This is a genomic window from Agromyces sp. NBRC 114283, from assembly GCF_030268405.1.
Lineage (GTDB): Bacteria > Actinomycetota > Actinomycetes > Actinomycetales > Microbacteriaceae > Agromyces > Agromyces mediolanus.
This window is the reverse complement of sequence record NZ_BSQP01000001.1, coordinates 2725652-2740805: the sequence shown is the minus strand read 5'-3', so window position 1 is coordinate 2740805 and position 15154 is coordinate 2725652. Positions and strand designations below refer to the sequence as shown.

General features: G+C 72.9%; 15 protein-coding genes. 11 read left to right on the top strand and 4 right to left on the bottom strand.

Going from position 1 to position 15154, the window contains the following annotated elements; translation table 11 throughout:
• Positions 1-19: 19 nt before the first annotated feature.
• The 4 genes from QSJ60_RS13220 to QSJ60_RS13205 all read right to left on the bottom strand — a co-directional run bounded on the left by QSJ60_RS13220 (position 20) and on the right by QSJ60_RS13205 (position 2405).
• The gene (locus QSJ60_RS13220) at positions 20-913 is read right to left on the bottom strand and encodes a TIGR01777 family oxidoreductase (RefSeq protein ID WP_285463891.1); all 894 of its coding nucleotides are present in this window, start codon (positions 911-913) and stop codon (positions 20-22) included.
• A 2-nt stretch (positions 914-915) separates the two neighbouring features.
• A complete protein-coding gene (locus QSJ60_RS13215) occupies positions 916-1341 on the bottom strand; it encodes an OsmC family peroxiredoxin (protein ID WP_285463890.1) in 426 nt (141 codons plus the stop codon).
• A 139-nt stretch (positions 1342-1480) separates the two neighbouring features.
• Positions 1481-1963 carry a DUF4395 domain-containing protein gene (locus tag QSJ60_RS13210; RefSeq protein ID WP_285463889.1) on the bottom strand — a complete coding sequence of 161 codons (483 nt, stop codon included), beginning with the start codon at positions 1961-1963 and terminating at the stop codon, positions 1481-1483.
• Entirely contained in the window at positions 1950-2405 is a 456-nt protein-coding gene (locus QSJ60_RS13205) for a TlpA family protein disulfide reductase (protein WP_285463888.1), read from the bottom strand. Before QSJ60_RS13205 ends, QSJ60_RS13210 begins: the two co-directional genes overlap by 14 nt.
• 122 nt (positions 2406-2527) lie before the next feature.
• Here QSJ60_RS13205 and QSJ60_RS13200 point away from each other — a divergent pair, with 122 nt between their 5' ends.
• The 11 genes from QSJ60_RS13200 to QSJ60_RS13150 all read left to right on the top strand — a co-directional run bounded on the left by QSJ60_RS13200 (position 2528) and on the right by QSJ60_RS13150 (position 15140).
• Positions 2528-3337 carry a thymidylate synthase gene (locus QSJ60_RS13200; RefSeq protein ID WP_230766559.1) on the top strand — a complete coding sequence of 270 codons (810 nt, stop codon included), beginning with the start codon at positions 2528-2530 and terminating at the stop codon, positions 3335-3337.
• Positions 3334-3897 (top strand): dihydrofolate reductase, encoded by a 564-nt coding sequence (locus tag QSJ60_RS13195; protein ID WP_285463887.1) that lies wholly within the window; start codon positions 3334-3336, stop codon positions 3895-3897. Before QSJ60_RS13200 ends, QSJ60_RS13195 begins: the two co-directional genes overlap by 4 nt.
• Positions 3898-4111: 214 nt before the next feature.
• The gene (locus tag QSJ60_RS13190) at positions 4112-4996 is read left to right on the top strand and encodes a type IV toxin-antitoxin system AbiEi family antitoxin domain-containing protein (RefSeq protein WP_285463886.1); all 885 of its coding nucleotides are present in this window, start codon (positions 4112-4114) and stop codon (positions 4994-4996) included.
• 121 nt (positions 4997-5117) lie between these two features.
• Positions 5118-6092 carry a 4-hydroxy-tetrahydrodipicolinate synthase gene (dapA, locus tag QSJ60_RS13185; RefSeq protein ID WP_189086045.1) on the top strand — a complete coding sequence of 325 codons (975 nt, stop codon included), beginning with the start codon at positions 5118-5120 and terminating at the stop codon, positions 6090-6092.
• 72 nt (positions 6093-6164) lie between these two features.
• Positions 6165-7838, top strand: a complete 1674-nt coding sequence (locus QSJ60_RS13180; RefSeq protein ID WP_189086044.1) for a ribonuclease J — start codon at positions 6165-6167, stop codon at positions 7836-7838.
• 231 nt (positions 7839-8069) lie between these two features.
• Positions 8070-9119 (top strand): efflux RND transporter periplasmic adaptor subunit, encoded by a 1050-nt coding sequence (locus QSJ60_RS13175; RefSeq protein ID WP_285463885.1) that lies wholly within the window; start codon positions 8070-8072, stop codon positions 9117-9119.
• A complete protein-coding gene (locus tag QSJ60_RS13170) occupies positions 9116-9826 on the top strand; it encodes an ABC transporter ATP-binding protein (protein WP_230766572.1) in 711 nt (236 codons plus the stop codon). Before QSJ60_RS13175 ends, QSJ60_RS13170 begins: the two co-directional genes overlap by 4 nt.
• Positions 9823-11058, top strand: a complete 1236-nt coding sequence (locus QSJ60_RS13165) for an ABC transporter permease (RefSeq protein ID WP_285463884.1) — start codon at positions 9823-9825, stop codon at positions 11056-11058. Before QSJ60_RS13170 ends, QSJ60_RS13165 begins: the two co-directional genes overlap by 4 nt.
• Before the next feature lie 75 nt (positions 11059-11133).
• On the top strand, positions 11134-13968 hold the full coding sequence (locus QSJ60_RS13160; protein ID WP_285463883.1) for an FtsK/SpoIIIE family DNA translocase: 2835 nt from the start codon (positions 11134-11136) through the stop codon (positions 13966-13968).
• 18 nt (positions 13969-13986) lie between these two features.
• A complete protein-coding gene (gene pgsA / locus QSJ60_RS13155; protein WP_189086040.1) occupies positions 13987-14592 on the top strand; it encodes a CDP-diacylglycerol--glycerol-3-phosphate 3-phosphatidyltransferase in 606 nt (201 codons plus the stop codon).
• Positions 14589-15140, top strand: a complete 552-nt coding sequence (locus QSJ60_RS13150; RefSeq protein WP_285463882.1) for a CinA family protein — start codon at positions 14589-14591, stop codon at positions 15138-15140. Before pgsA ends, QSJ60_RS13150 begins: the two co-directional genes overlap by 4 nt.
• The last annotated feature ends 14 nt before the right edge of the window (positions 15141-15154 follow it).

Here is a 15154-nt window from a genome sequence, read left to right as displayed (position 1 = left end):
CGCCGCGTCCGGCCTCGCGTCAGTGCGTCGAGGCGAGCATCGCGTCGAGCGCCGTCTCGACCGAGGGGCGGGCGAAGCGGTACCCGTCGGCCAGCAGGCGCTCGGGGACCGCGGCCTGGTCGGCGAGCAGCAGCTCGTCCGCGGCGACGCCGAGCCCCAGGCGCAGGAACGGCGCAGGCACGGCGAGCACGTAGGGACGCCGCATCCGCGTCGCGAGCGCCGCGAGCACGTGATCGGCCGTCGCCGGAGCCGGGCCGACGAGGTTCACCGGCCCGTCGAGCTCGGAGTCGAGCAGGTGCAGCATCGCCCCGATCTCGTCGTCGAGCGCGATCCACGGCCAGTGCTGGCGCCCGTCGCCGAGCCGCCCGGACAACCCGAACCGGGTGAGGCCCGCGATCCGGCGCATCGCCCCGCCGCGGCCGACGACGATGCCCGAGCGCAGCAGCACCGTCCGGGTGCCCGCGGGGGCGCGCAGGGCCTCTGCCTCCCACACGGCGACCACCTCGGCGAGGAAGCCCTCTCCGCGCTCGGCCGACTCGGGGAGCGTCTCGCCCGGTCGGTCGCCGTACGCTCCGACCGCGGAGGCGTTCAGCAGCACGGCGGGCGGGGATGCCGCCTGCCGCATCGCCTCGACGAGGGTGCGCGTCGCCGCGACCCGTGAGGCGACGATCTCGGCGCGGTAGCCGCGGGTCCAGGGCAGCCGCGCGAGCGAGGCGCCGGAGAGGTTCACGACCGCGTCGGCGCGCTCGATCTCGGCGAGGTCGACCTCGCCTCGCTCCGGCGCCCACGCGGACTCGTCGCCGGCGGACACCGGGTGGCGCACCAGTCGGACGACCTCGTGTCCGGCTGCGCGGGCGCGGGCCACGAGCTCGGTGCCGAGGAAGCCGGACGCGCCGGCGACGAGGACGCGCACGGTCAGGCCAGCTCGGCCTCGATGGTGATCGGGGTGCCGGCGAGCGCCTGCGAGATCGGACAGTTCTGCTTGGCGTCCTCGGCGAAGCTCTGGAACTCGGCCTCGCTGAGCCCCGGCACCCGGGCGCTCACGAGCAGGTGGCTGCCGAGCACGCCCTTGCCGGCCTCGAAGGTCACGGCGGCGGTGGTCTGGATGCTCTCGGGCTCGTGGCCCGCTCCGGAGAGGGCGTGCGAGAGCGCCATCGAGAAGCACGAGGAGTGCGCCGCGGCCAGCAGCTCCTCGGGAGTCGTCGTGGCGTCGGCACCCTCCGAGCGGGCGCGCCAGTTCACCTTGAACTCGGCGAGCTTCGAGGAGTCGAGGCGGACGCTGCCGGAGCCGGCGACGAGGCTCCCGTTCCAGACGGTGGTGGATTCGCTCGTGACGGCCATGGGGTCCTCCTCTTCGCGCCGGGATCCGGCGTTCGTTCGGTGCGTCGGGCGTCTCACGACGCGGGCCCGGCCTCGCGGACCGGTGCCCGGCGCGCCGTTCGGCCGCCCGCCGGAGCTCGTCTTCGAGCCGGGAACCAGCCTAGCGAAGCGAGCCGGCGAGGGGACGGGCCGGACGGATCACCCGGGCCCGGATCAGCAGCAGGTACAGCTGGCAGCCGAGGCAGAAAGCGAACGCGGCGTTCAGGAACGCGGCCAGGAAGGCCGCGGCCGCCGCGATCGGCACGGCGAGCGGGAGGCCGAGCGCGCCGAGCACGACGCCCGTGCCGGCGACGAGGAGCCCGACGCCCTGGGCGAAGGTCGGCGGTCGCGGGTCCTCGAGCTCGGCGGGCGGAGCGAGCCGCGGGCGGACGAGGCGCCGGTAGAGCACCCCGAACGGATGCCGGGCGACGCCGGCGAAGGCGCCCCAGGCGAAGAGCAGGGCGAGCGCCGCGAGCAGCAGCCACGCGGCGAGCTCGGCGCCGGCGAGGCCGAGCACGACGTCGACGAGGAGCAGCGCCGCGGTGATCGCGGCGCTGAATCGCGGCCCGCGGGGGTCGATGGCGGTGGGTTCAGCTCTGGACACGGGTCCTCCTGGTGAGCGAGTCGAGTAGCTCGGCGAGCTCCTCGGTGCGGGGCGGCCCGCCGATGCGGGCGCGCTGCCGGCCGGCGCCGTCGTACACGAGCGTGGTCGGCGTCTGCAGCACGGCGAAGCGCGCCGCGAGCTCCGGCTCGTCGGTGAGGTCGATCTCGAGGTGCCGGACGCCCTCGGTCCCGGCGGCGAGGGCGCCGAGCTGCCTGGCGGTGCCGGGGCAGCGGCTGCAGAGCGCCGTGGAGAACTGCACCAGGGTCGCCCGTTCGCCGAACGCGGCGGGCTCCACGCCGAGCGCAGCGGCTGCCGTCGAGGCATCCTCCCTGTCGCCGCGGGAGACGACGACTCGCCCGCTGCGCGCGCGCAGCACGAAGCCGAGCGCCGTCGCCGCGCCGAGCAGGGCGAGGGCGACGAGGAGGGCCGCGGACCAGTGCATGCGGCGATGCTAGGCGCGGGGGATCAGGCCCGCGAGCATGTTGCGCCGGGTGACGCGCCGTGACGTCCGGCGGCCCAGCGCGGCACGCCCGCGGCGTCGGCGGGCGGGGCTAGCATCGAGGGGTGGCAGCTGCGATCCCGACCCCGTACGAAGACCTGCTCCGCGACGCGCTCGAGCACGGCACGCACAAATCCGATCGCACCGGCACGGGCACCACGAGCGTGTTCGGCCGGCAGATCCGCTTCGACCTCGCGCAGGGCTTCCCGCTCATCACGACGAAGCGCGTGCACTTCAAGTCGATCGCGTACGAGCTGCTCTGGTTCCTCCGCGGCGACTCGAACGTGCGCTGGCTGCAGGAGCACGGCGTCACCATCTGGGACGAGTGGGCCGACGCCGAGGGCGAGCTCGGGCCGGTGTACGGCGTGCAGTGGCGCTCCTGGCCGACGCCCGGCGGCGAGCACATCGACCAGATCGCCCAGGTGATCGAGCAGATCCGCCAGACGCCCGACTCGCGCCGGCTCATCGTCTCGGCGTGGAACCCGGCCGACATCCCCGACATGGCGCTCGCGCCGTGCCATGCGATGTTCCAGTTCTACGTCGCCGACGGCAAGCTCTCCTGCCAGCTGTACCAGCGCAGCGCCGACCTCTTCCTCGGCGTCCCGTTCAACATCGCGTCCTACGCGCTGCTCACCCTCATGGTGGCCCAGCAGACGGGGCTCGAGCCCGGCGACTTCGTCTGGACGGGCGGCGACTGCCACATCTACGACAACCACCTCGAGCAGGTGCGCACCCAGCTCGAGCGCGAGCCCTACCCCGCCCCGACGCTGCGTCTCGCGCGGAAGCCCGAATCGATCCTCGACTACGAGTACGACGACTTCGTCGTCGAGGGCTACGAGCACCACCCCGCCATCCGCGGCGCGGTCGCGGTATGAGCGACGCCTCGGCCGCCGCGGCACCCGCGGTGCGCATCGGGCTCGTCTGGGCCGAGGCCCACGGCAGGGTGATCGGCGCCGGCGGCGGCATGCCCTGGCACGTGCCCGAAGACCTCGCGCACTTCAAGGCGGTGACGCTCGGCGCGCCGGTCGTCATGGGCCGCAAGACCTGGGACTCGCTGCCCGAGCGCTTCCGGCCCCTGCCCGGCCGGGCGAACGTCGTCGTGACGCGGCAGGGCAACTGGGCCGCCGACGGTGCGCAGCGGGCCGGCTCGCTCGACGAGGCGCTCACGCTCGCCGTGGACGGCGCGGATGCCTCGGGCGAGGCCGTCCGCGTCTGGGTCATCGGCGGCGGCGAGCTGTTCCGGCAGGCCCTGCCGCGCGCAGATCGCCTCGAGGTCACCGAGCTCGACCTCGACGTCGCGGGCGACGCCTTCGCGCCCGAGCGCGGCCCCGAGTGGCGCCTCGCCGCCGTCGAGCCGGCCGCGAGCGGGAACGAGCCGCGCTGGCACACGTCCCGCTCCGGCATCCGCTACCGCTTCCTCAGCCTCGAGCGCTGAGCCGGGCGCGCCCGGCCGGTCAGCGGCCGGCGCGAGTCGCACGATGATTCGCCCAGCGCGTCTCTCCGGCTCGCGCGTCGTGGGACCCATCGTGCGACTCGCACGCATGCACCCGGGGCGCCCCTCGTCCTCACCAGGCGACCGCCGGCCGCAGTCGCGCACAGATGCACCGCACCGGAACGCGAGGCGGGACCGAATCGCACAGGCTGCTCGCATGCCCGTCACTCCCGCCCTCGTCCGTCGCCGATGCGTCATCTCTGGCGGCGTCGCCCGCACCGGCGAGCTCGCGGCGAGCGGCATCGACCGGACCTCCCTCTCCCGGGCGCTCGCCGAGGGCGAGATCATCCGGCTGCGAGAAGGCGTCTACGCCGTCCCCGACCTCCCGGTTCCGGTGCAGACCGCCGTCCGTCATGGGGGAGCGCTGGGATGCCTCAGCAGAGTCCACGCCGCCGGGCTCTGGGTGCTGGAGGCGCCCGAAGCGGTGCACGTGTCGATGCCGCGCACCGGGCGACGCCGGCGGCACGAGGGCTGCGGATGCGTCACACACTGGAGCCGCGCGTCGACGACGGAGCCCCGAGCGCCCCTCGGTGAGGCGCTCCTCCAGCTGCACGGGTGCCGGGGGACGGAGGAGTTCTTCGTCGCGCTCGAATCGGCGATGCGCAAGCGATTCATCGGCCGGCCGGGCGTGGCGACGCTGCGTGCGCGGCTCCCGGCGAAGCACCGATGGCTCGTCGACTTCGCTCGGTGGGACGCCGACAGCGGGCTCGAGTCGCTGCTCCGGCTCAGGCTGCGCGGGCTCGGCCTCGACCTTCGCTCCCAGGTGCAGATCCCCGGGGTCGGCCGGGTCGACTTCGTGCTGGGCGACCGACTGATCCTCGAGGCGGACGGCAAAGCGAACCACGTCGACGCTCCTGATTCGGCGTCGTCCGCCTCGAAGCGCCACAAGGATCTTGTGCGCGATGCGGCGGCGGCCGCGCTCGGCTTCGAGACGCTGCGCTTCGACTACGCCCTCATCGTGCACGAGTGGCCGATGGTGGAGGCGGCGATCCTGGCTCGAACATCGTCGGGGCGCCACCTTTCGCGTCGTGTCGCACGATGATCCCGGCGACGCGCCGGCCGCCGCGCAGCATTCAGCCGTTCGTCGTGCAACTCGCGCAGGCGAGCCGCCCGCCGGCGCAACGGATCGTCGCGCGGCGCGCGGAACCGATAGCCTGGAGGGCGTGACTCAGGAAAACCCCTTCGGACAAGTGCTCGTCGCGCTCGTCACGCCCATGACGGCGGACGGCGAAGTCGATTGGCCCGGGGTCGAGAAGCACATCGACGACGTCATCTCGAACGGTGCCGACGGCATCGTCGTCACCGGCACGACGGGTGAGACCTCGACGCTGACCGATCCCGAGAAGCTGCGGCTCGTCGAGGTCGGCAAGGACGTCGCGGCGGGCCGGGCGAAGATCATCACGGGCGGCGGCTCGAACGAGACGGCCCACGCCATCGAGCTGTACCAGCACAGCGAGAAGGCCGGCGCCGACGGCATCATGATCGTCACGCCGTACTACAACAAGCCGACCCAGGCCGGCATCCTCACGCACTTCCGCATGGTGGCCGACGCCACCGATCTGCCGGTCATCCTCTACGACATCCCCGGCCGCACCGGCGTGCCGATCACGTACGAGACCATCCTGCGGCTCGCGAAGCACCCGAACATCCTCGCCGTGAAGGACGCCAAGGGCGACTTCAGCGAGGTGAGCCGGGTGCTGAACCAGACCGAGCTCATGTACTTCTCCGGCGACGACGCGAACGTGCTCCCGCACCTCGCGATCGGGGCGACCGGCCTCATCGGCGTCACCGCGAACATCGCCCCCGCGCCGTACCGGGCCATCGTCGACGCCGTGAACCGGGGCGACCTCGCCGCGGCGACGGCCGAGCACCAGCGCCTCGAGCCGCTCGTGCGCGCGACCATGACGCATGTGCCCGGTACCGTGGCGGCGAAGTACATCCTGCACGGTCTCGGCCGCATCGGCAGCCCCCGCGTGCGGCTGCCGCTCGTCGGGCCCGAAGAGTGGGAGGCCGCTCTCATCGAGGACGAGATCGCCCTCGTCCAGGGCGTGCCCGGCGTCGACTTCCACAACTTCCGGCCCGATCGCAACGCCGCCGCCGGCGGCGCCCTGCCGAAGATCGCCGGAACCACGCGCTGAACGGCGCCCCGAGACATCCGCTGGGCCGCGCGGCCCGCACCGTCAACTGAACATCAACACGAAGGAGGGCCTATGCCCGACGTCTTTGCACCCGCCACGCTCGAGGCGGGCACGTTGCGCGTGATCCCGATCGGCGGCCTCGGCGAGGTCGGCCGGAACATGACGAGCTTCGAGATCGACGGCAAGATCCTGATCGTCGACTGCGGCGTGCTCTTCCCGGAGGAGCACCAGCCGGGTGTCGACCTGATCCTGCCGGACTTCGGCTTCCTCGAGGACCGACTCGGCGACATCGTCGGCGTCGTGCTGACCCACGGCCACGAGGACCACATCGGCGCCGTCCCGTACCTCCTGAAGCGCCGCGCGGACATCCCGCTGATCGGCTCGACGCTGACGCTCGCGCTCGTCGAGGCGAAGCTCAAGGAGCACCGCATCCAGCCGTACAGCCTCACGGTGCGCGAGGGGCAGCGCGAGACGCTCGGCCCCTTCGACCTCGAGTTCGTCGCGGTGAACCACTCGATCCCCGACGCGCTCGCCGTCGCGATCAAGACCCGCGCGGGCAGCGTGCTCGCCACCGGTGACTTCAAGATGGACCAGCTGCCGCTCGACGGCCGGCTCACCGACCTCCGCGACTTCGCGCGGCTCGGAGAAGAGGGCGTCGACCTGTTCCTGGTCGACTCGACGAACGCGGATGTCCCGGGCTTCACGCCGCTCGAGCGCGAGATCGGCCCGGTCCTCGACCAGGTGATCTCCCGGGCGACGAAGAAGGTCGTGGTGGCGAGCTTCTCGAGCCACGTGCACCGCGTGCAGCAGGTGCTCGACGCGGCACACGCGAACGGCCGCCGGGTCGCGCTCCTCGGCCGCAGCATGGTGCGGAACATGACCATCGCCGCCGAGCTCGGCTACCTGAAGGTGCCGGACGGCGTGCTCGTCGACTACAAGAAGGCCGGCGACATCCCCGACGAGCGCATCGTCTACATGTCGACCGGCTCGCAGGGCGAGCCGATGGCCGTGCTCAGCCGCATGGCGAACCGCGACCACCAGATCGAGATCGAGCCGGGCGACACCGTCATCCTCGCCTCGAGCCTCATCCCCGGCAACGAGAACGCCGTCTACCGCGTCATCGACGGGCTGACGAAGCTCGGTGCGAATGTCGTGCACAAGGGCAACGCCCGGGTGCACGTCTCGGGCCACGCCGCCGCCGGCGAACTGCTCTACTGCTACAACATCCTGAAGCCGCGCAACGTCCTGCCGATCCACGGCGAGTACCGGCACCTCGTCGCGAACGCGAAGCTCGCCCGCGACACGGGCATCCCGGAGCGCAACACCTTCATCGGCGAGAACGGCACCGTCTTCGACCTGAAGGACGGCGAGGTGCGCGTCGCCGGCCAGCTCGACCTCGGCTTCGTCTACGTCGACGGCTCGACGGTGGGCGAGATCACCGACGCCGACCTGAAGGACCGCCGCATCCTCGGCGAGGAGGGCTTCATCTCGGTCATCGTCGTCGTCGACGCGGCGACCGGCCGAGTCATCTCCGGTCCCGAGATCCACGCCCGCGGCTTCGCCGAGGACGACGCGGTCTTCGAGGACGTGAAGCCGAAGATCGTCGGCGCGCTCGCGGATGCCGCGCAGAACGGCGTGCGCGACGCGTACGGGCTGCAGCAGATCGTGCGGCGCACGCTCGGCACCTGGGTGAACCGGCGACTGCGTCGGCGCCCCATGCTCGTGCCGCTCGTGATCGAGGCGTAGCGCCTCTCGCTTCGACGCTCAGCGCACCGCCCGCGGCTCCGGCCCGGGCGGTGCGCTGCGTTCCAGCGCGGGCGAGAGCGAGGCGCTGGCGGACCGGTGACACGGAAGTGGCGCGTCCGCGACAGGCCGCTCGGGGTTTCCCCCGATTCATCCCCGAGACCGACGAAGCGGAGCCGGTTCACCCCCTAGTGTGGTCCAGTGCCCGGAGTCGGGCGGAACGATTGGGGTGTCGTGGGCGTCTGGCGCAAGTGGGTCTTTCCGATCATCCGGGTGGTGCTCGTCGCGGTCGTGGCGATCGCGCTCGTGAAGCTCGCGTTCTTCCCGGACCGGGCCGAGGACGACGCGACCCTCCAACCGGGCGGGAGCCTCGCCGCGCCGCAGGTCGTCGTCGCCACGGGCACGGTGACCAACGACCTCGTCCTCACCGGCACGGTCAACGCCGATCCCACCGTCGCGGTCAAGGCGAGCGGCACCGGCACGGTCGACGAGGTCTTCGTCGCCGCCGGGAGCCAGGTCACGGCCGGCGACAAGCTCTTCGACATCAAGGTCGAGAATCCCCCGGCCACCGTCGAGGAGACCGGACCGGACGGGCAGCCGATGACCGTGCCCGCGCCGCCGAGCTACCGCTTCGAGAAGGTGTTCGCCCCGGCGACGGGCGTGCTGAGCTCGCTCGACGTGATCGAGGGGCAGCCCGTCACGACCGGCGGGGTCACGGGACAGGTCGCCCCGCCGAGCTTCAACGTCACGGCGTCGCTCACGCCCGAGCAGCAGTACCGGCTCACCCAGCAGCCCGGCGAGGCGCAGGTCGCGATCTCCGGAGGTCCGGCGCCGTTCACCTGCACCGGGCTCACGATCGGAACCCCGCGGAGCCCGGCGAGCGGATCCGACGGGCAGGACGGGGCCGCCGGCCAGCAGCCGCAGGGCGGCGGGGCGACCGCGGCGACGGTGCGCTGCGCCGTGCCCGGCGACGTCCGGGTGTTCCCCGGTCTCGCCGCCGAGGTGACCATCCAGGCCGGCACGGCGGAGAACGTGCTCGTCATCCCGACCACCGCCGTCAAGGGTGGGGCCGAGACGGGCGTCGTCTGGCTCGTCGACGCCGAGGGGGCGCAGACCGAGCGCGAGGTGAAGCTCGGTCTGAGCGACGGGCGGCAGGTGGCGGTCGCCGAGGGCCTCGCCGAGGGCGACAGCATTCTCGAGTTCGTGCCGGGCGCGCCGGCGGTGCCGGCCGGCATGGAGGGCTGCGAGCTCCTGCCCGGCGGCATGCAGGTGTGCGGCGGATGAGGCTCGTCGAGGCGATCGACGTCGGTCGCACGGTCGAACTGCCCGACGCGGAGCCGCTCACGATCCTGCGGCACGTCGAACTCGCGGTCGACGAGGGCGAGCGCGTCTCCATCGTGGGTCGCAGCGGTTCCGGCAAGTCGACCCTGCTGAACCTGCTCGGCCTCATCGACAGCCCGAGCGAGGGCGAGCTGCGCATCCTGGGCGAAGACGCCCGGCGCCTCCGCGGGGCCCGCCGCGATCGCGTTCGCGGGCGCGAGATCGGCTTCATCTTCCAGCAGTTCAACCTGCTGCCCGGCCGAACCGCCATCGAGAACGTGCAGACCCCGCTCCTCTACGACGGCGGCGCATCCTTCTGGCGCCGCGAGCGGATCGCGCGGGAGATGCTCGAGCGCGTCGGGCTCGGCGAGCGCACCGATTCCCGGCCGGAGCGGCTCTCGGGCGGCGAGCAGCAGCGCGTCGCGATCGCGCGGGCGCTCGTCCGGCGGCCGAGACTCATCCTCGCCGACGAACCCACCGGCGCGCTCGACCTGGAGACGGGCGGCACCGTCATGGAGCTCATCGAGGAGGTCGCCGCGGAGACCCGGGCGGCGCTCGTCACGATCACCCACGATCCCGCGATCGCGCGCCGCGCCGACCGCCATCTCCGCCTCAGCGAGGGGCGCTTGGTGCCGCTCGACGAAGCGGTGCCCGCCGGGAGCCCGTCGTGAACGCGCTGGCCAGGATCGCGACCGGGTTCGTGAGCGCCGTCGTCGAGGCGATGGAGGAGCTCCGCATCCATCGGGGCCGGGTCCTGCTCTCGCTCGTCGGCGTCGCCGTCGCGGTGTGCGCGCTCGCGACCGTGGTCGGGGCCGGCGCGGTGGCCGAGCAGGGCGTGCGCGAGGTCTCGGAGCGCAGCGGCGGACGGGCGGCGACCGCCCAGTTCAACGTCAACGCCTCCACGCCGCCCGATCCGGCGCAGCTGAGCGCGGCGTGGGGCGAGGTGCTCGAACGCTACGGCATCGCCTACGGCAGCCGGATCGTCTACGGCCAGCTCACGGTGCAGTTCGCGGACGGCGCGGTGCCGGTCGCGACCCAGGCGGTGGATCCGGCGTACGGGGTGATCCACCGCGTCCGGGTGAGCGAGGGGAGTTGGTTCGCCCCCGGCGACGCCGAGCGGCTGGCGCCGGCGATCGTCATCAACGAGCCGTTCTGGGAACGGATCGGCCGGCCGGCGCTCGCCACCAACCCGACGGTCGAGCTGCTCGCGGAGGGCGGGGTGACCGCGGTGGTCGTCGGCGTCACGCCGAAGACGGGGGAGTGGGACACGGAGCCGAGCGCGTTCATGCTCGCCGACGCCTACGCGGCGATCCCGGCGAGCGGGAGCGGCGGCATGATGGGCGGCCAGCTGCCGAGCTTCGAGGCGTGGCTCGACCAGAACCAGGCGGAACCGCTGATCGAGGCGATCCGGCGCGACTTCGCGGGCGCGCTCGGCGACGGCGCCCAGGTCGACGGGTTCCGCAGCGACTACGCGGCGTTCGGCGAGGACCCGCTCCTCTTCGTGAAGCTCCTCGTCGCGGGCGTCGCCGTCGTCATCCTCCTGCTCGGCGCGCTCGGTCTCGTGAACATCGCGCTCGTCACGGTCCGCACCCGGATCCGCGAGATCGGCATCCGCCGCACCTTCGGCGCGACCGCCGGGCGAGTGTTCTTCGCGGTGCTGATGGAGAGCGTCGTCGGCACCTTCGTCGCCGGCGTGGTCGGGGTGGGCGTCGCGATCCTGCTCGTCCGCAGCCCGCTGATGACCATGGTCCTCGGCGGCGCCGAGCTCGAGGACCTCCCCGGCTTCCCGATCGAGGCGGCGATCGTCGGACTCGGCTCGGCCGTGCTCGTCGGCGCCCTCGCCGGGGTGCTGCCGGCGCTGGCGGCCGTGCGGGTGCGGGTCATCGACGCGATCCGGTTCTGAGCGTGCGCACGCGGATCCGGAACATTCCCGCGCAGCTGCGGGCCAGTGACGGCGGGCGGCCGTAGCCTGGTGGGCATGGCAACGAGCACGAAGTCGACGGGCCGTGCCTCGGGTAGCTCGACCCGCGGCACCGCCGCGCGCACTGCCCCGACCAAGAAGCTGCCCGCCGCGACCGCCAAGCAGAGCAAGGCCGCCCAGGCGAAGGCGGCGCAGCCCGAGGGGCCGAACCTGCTCGTGCGGGCCTGGATGGGGCTCGCCCATGTCGCGGGCGGGGCCGCCCGTGCGCTCGGACCCGAGACCCTGCAGAAGGAGGAGCGCCGCGACGGGCTGCCCTTCTTCCTCGTGCTCCTCGCGATCGCGGGCGCCGTGATCGAGTGGTTCCTCATCAACGACCCGGTGGCGCAGACGCTCGACGCGTGGAGCTTCGGCGCGCTCTTCGGGCGGGTCGCCTTCGCGCTGCCCATCATCATGCTGCTCTTCGCGGTCTGGCTGTTCCGGCACCCGAGCTCCGTGCACGACAACACCCGCATCGGCATCGGGCTCGCGCTGCTCCTCGTCACCGTCGCCGCGCTCTGCCACATCTTCGGCGGCCAGCCCGATCCGAGCGAGGGCATCATGGCGCTCGCGAAGGCGGGCGGCGTGCTCGGCTGGACGCTCGCACAGCCGCTGATCTTCCTGATCACGCCGATCGGCGCGACCGCCGTCGTCATCCTCCTGCTCCTGCTCGCCCTGCTCATCATGACCAAGACGCCGCCGAACCGCATCGGTGCGCGCGTCCGGGAGCTCTACGTCTGGCTCTTCGGAGCGCCCGAGGCCGAAGCCGCCGAGGCCGAGCCGGAGGCGAAGCCCGGTCGCCGCAAGAAGGAGCGCAGCGAGCCGGTCGAGCTCGACGGCCTCGACGACGACGACGAACCCAGCGCGACCGGCCTCGTCCCGTGGTGGCGGCGCAACAGCTCGAACCGCGAGGAGGACCCGAGCTTCGAGCCGCCCGGCGTCGACGGGCTCACCGAGGTGTTCGGTCCCGGATCCGCGGACGGCAGCTTCGAGTCGGCGCTCGAGGGCGACGGCTACGACGCCGAGGTCATCGGCGAGCTCGAGCGCGCCGAGTCGGCGGTCGCCCGGTTCACGGGCGAGGTGCCGCACGGCGGCACCGGGCTCCGGGGCGACGACGCGGGCGCGACCGCCGTGCTCGAGCCGCTGGCCGGCCTCGACGACGAGCCGGGGGCCGACGCGGCGCTCGGGCTCGTTCCCGACGAGGCCGCCGAGCCGCAGCCGGATCGCCCGTACCACCTGCCCGCCTCCTCGACGCTCGCGGCGGGGGCGCCGGCGAAGACCCGCTCCCAGGCCAACGACGACGTGGTCCGGGCCATCACGGGCGTGCTCGAGCAGTTCTCGGTCGATGCGAAGGTCACCGGCTTCTCGCGCGGCCCGACCGTGACCCAGTACGAGATCGAGCTCGGGCCCGGCGTGAAGGTCGAGCGGGTCACCGCGCTGTCGAAGAACCTCTCCTACGCCGTCGCGTCGAACGAGGTGCGCATCCTCTCGCCGATCCCCGGCAAGAGCGCGATCGGCGTCGAGATCCCGAACGCCGACCGCGAGATCGTGACGCTCGGCGACGTCCTCCGGGCGCCGGCGGCGGCGAACGCGAAGCACCCCATGACGATCGGCGTCGGCAAGGACGTGGGCGGCGGCTACGTCATCGCGAACCTCGCGAAGATGCCGCACCTCCTCGTCGCCGGCTCCACCGGCTCCGGCAAGTCGAGCTTCGTGAACTCCATGATCACGAGCCTGCTGATGCGCGCGAAGCCGAGCGACGTCCGCATGGTGCTCATCGACCCCAAGCGCGTCGAGCTCGCCCCGTACGCGGGCGTCCCGCACCTCATCACGCCCATCATCACGAACCCGAAGAAGGCGGCCGAAGCGCTGCAGTGGGTCGTGAAGGAGATGGACATGCGGTACGACGACCTCGCGTCGTTCGGCTTCCGCCACATCGACGACTTCAACAAGGCCGTCGTGAACGATGAGATCGTGCTGCCGGCGGGCAGCGAGCGGGTGCTGAAGCCGTACCCCTACCTGCTCGTCGTCGTCGACGAGCTCGCCGATCTGATGATGGTCGCCCCGCGCGACGTCGAGGACTCGATCGTCCGCATCACGCAGCTCGCCCGCGCCTCCGGCATCCACCTGGTGCTCGCGACCCAGCGCCCCTCCGTCGACGTCGTGACGGGACTCATCAAGGCGAACGTCCCGTCGCGGCTCGCGTTCGCGGTGACGAGCGTGACCGACTCGCGCGTCATCCTCGACCAGCCCGGCGCCGACAAGCTCATCGGCCAGGGCGACGGCCTGTTCCTGCCGATGGGGGCGTCGAAGGCGCTCCGCGTGCAGGGCGCGTGGGTGAGCGAGGCCGAGATCGAACGGGTCGTCTCGCACGTGACTCGTCAGGCGCGCCCCGAGTACCGCCAGGACGTGCAGGCCGCGGTCGAGCGCAAGGAGATCGACTCCGACATCGGCGACGACCTCGAGCTGCTGCTCGCGGCCGCCGAGCTCGTCGTGTCGACGCAGTTCGGCTCGACCTCGATGCTGCAGCGCAAGCTCCGGGTCGGCTTCGCGAAGGCGGGGCGACTCATGGACCTCCTCGAGTCCCGCGAGATCGTCGGCCCCTCCGAGGGCTCGAAGGCGCGCGACGTGCTCGTGACCGCCGAGCAGCTGCCCGGGGTGCTGGCCAAGCTCCGCGGCGAGCCCTCGGGGCCGGCGCCCGCCGCCGCGCCGGCCGCCGCATCCGCTGCGACCCCGCCGGCGGCGCCGCAGACCGACGATCGCTACGACGATCCGGTCGGGCGCATTCCCGAGGGCCTCGAAGAGGTCGAGGCGGAGGACGACGAGGATGCCTGGGGCCTCACCGGTCGCGACTGACCGGGTAGCCTTGGCCCTATGACCTCCTCCGCCGAAGGCCGTGCTCGATCGGCGAACTGGAACCTGCCGAACGCGATCACGATCGTGCGCATCCTGCTCGCGCCGATCTTCTTCTGGCTGGTGCTGGCGGATGCGGGCGAGGGCGGCGCGCTCCGCTGGGCTGCGACGGCGCTGTTCGTCGTCGCGATCGCGACCGACGGCATCGACGGGCACATCGCGCGCAGCCGTGGGCTCGTCACCGATCTCGGCAAGATCCTCGACCCCATCGCCGACAAGCTGCTCACCAGCGGCGCGCTCGTCTGCCTCTCGATCCTCGCCGAGGTGCCGTGGTGGGTGACCGGACTGATCATTCTCCGCGAAGTGGGCATCACGGTCTGGCGCTTCGTCGAACTCGGCCGCGGCAATGTCGTGCCGGCGTCCTCGGGCGGCAAGCTCAAGACCGTCGTGCAGGCGGTCGCGATCTCCGTCGCGCTCGCGCCGCTGCCGGTCCTGCTCGGCGAGTGGATGGCGTGGGTGAACGCGGTGCTCATCGCTGCGGCGCTCGTGCTGACCGTGTGGTCGGGCCTGCTGTACGTGCGGGACGCGATCCGGCTCGCCCGCGAGGGGCGCGCGGGACGCGCATGAGCGACGGCGCGGGTGCCTCGTCCGCTCAGACCGCCGTCGGCGCGCCGCAGGCGGATGAAACGGCGGGTCTCGTCGCGGAGCTGGCCCGTCGCGGGCTGCGCCTCGCGGTCGCCGAGTCGCTCACCGGCGGCCTGCTGGCCGCGGAGCTCATCCGCATCCCCGGCGCTTCGGCCGTCGTGAACGGCGGCATCGTCGCGTACGCCACGCCGCTGAAGCATCGGCTGCTCGGTGTGGACGCGGAGCTCCTGGCCGCCGAGGGGGCCGTGCACCCGGAGGTCGCGAGGCAGATGGCCCGCGGGGCCCGTGCGGCGCTCGCCGTCGGTGGACGCGATGCGGAGCTCGGCATCGCCACGACCGGCGTCGCCGGCCCGGATCCGCAGGACGGGCGGCCCCCGGGCACCGTCTACGTCGGCGTCAGCGGTCCGGACGGCGAACGGGCGGTGGAGCTTCAGCTGTCGGGGGATCGGGCGGCGATCCGCGCGGAGGCGGTGCGTCGCGCCGTCCGCGAACTGCGCGCCGAGCTCGAGCGGGAGTCGCACCGCCGGTAGCGGCGCCCCGGCTC

What these genes read in the sequence shown, in the direction of transcription:
- QSJ60_RS13215 (WP_285463890.1), bottom strand. Translation starts at nt 1,341, where the DNA reads ATGGCCGTCACGAGCGAATCCACCACCGTCTGGAACGGGAGCCTCGTC.
- QSJ60_RS13205 (WP_285463888.1), bottom strand. Translation starts at nt 2,405, where the DNA reads ATGCACTGGTCCGCGGCCCTCCTCGTCGCCCTCGCCCTGCTCGGCGCG.
- QSJ60_RS13195 (WP_285463887.1), top strand. Translation starts at nt 3,334, where the DNA reads ATGAGCGACGCCTCGGCCGCCGCGGCACCCGCGGTGCGCATCGGGCTC.
- QSJ60_RS13190 (WP_285463886.1), top strand. Translation starts at nt 4,112, where the DNA reads ATGCCCGTCACTCCCGCCCTCGTCCGTCGCCGATGCGTCATCTCTGGC.
- QSJ60_RS13180 (WP_189086044.1), top strand. Translation starts at nt 6,165, where the DNA reads ATGCCCGACGTCTTTGCACCCGCCACGCTCGAGGCGGGCACGTTGCGC.
- QSJ60_RS13170 (WP_230766572.1), top strand. Translation starts at nt 9,116, where the DNA reads ATGAGGCTCGTCGAGGCGATCGACGTCGGTCGCACGGTCGAACTGCCC.
- QSJ60_RS13160 (WP_285463883.1), top strand. Translation starts at nt 11,134, where the DNA reads ATGGCAACGAGCACGAAGTCGACGGGCCGTGCCTCGGGTAGCTCGACC.
- pgsA (WP_189086040.1), top strand. Translation starts at nt 13,987, where the DNA reads ATGACCTCCTCCGCCGAAGGCCGTGCTCGATCGGCGAACTGGAACCTG.
- QSJ60_RS13150 (WP_285463882.1), top strand. Translation starts at nt 14,589, where the DNA reads ATGAGCGACGGCGCGGGTGCCTCGTCCGCTCAGACCGCCGTCGGCGCG.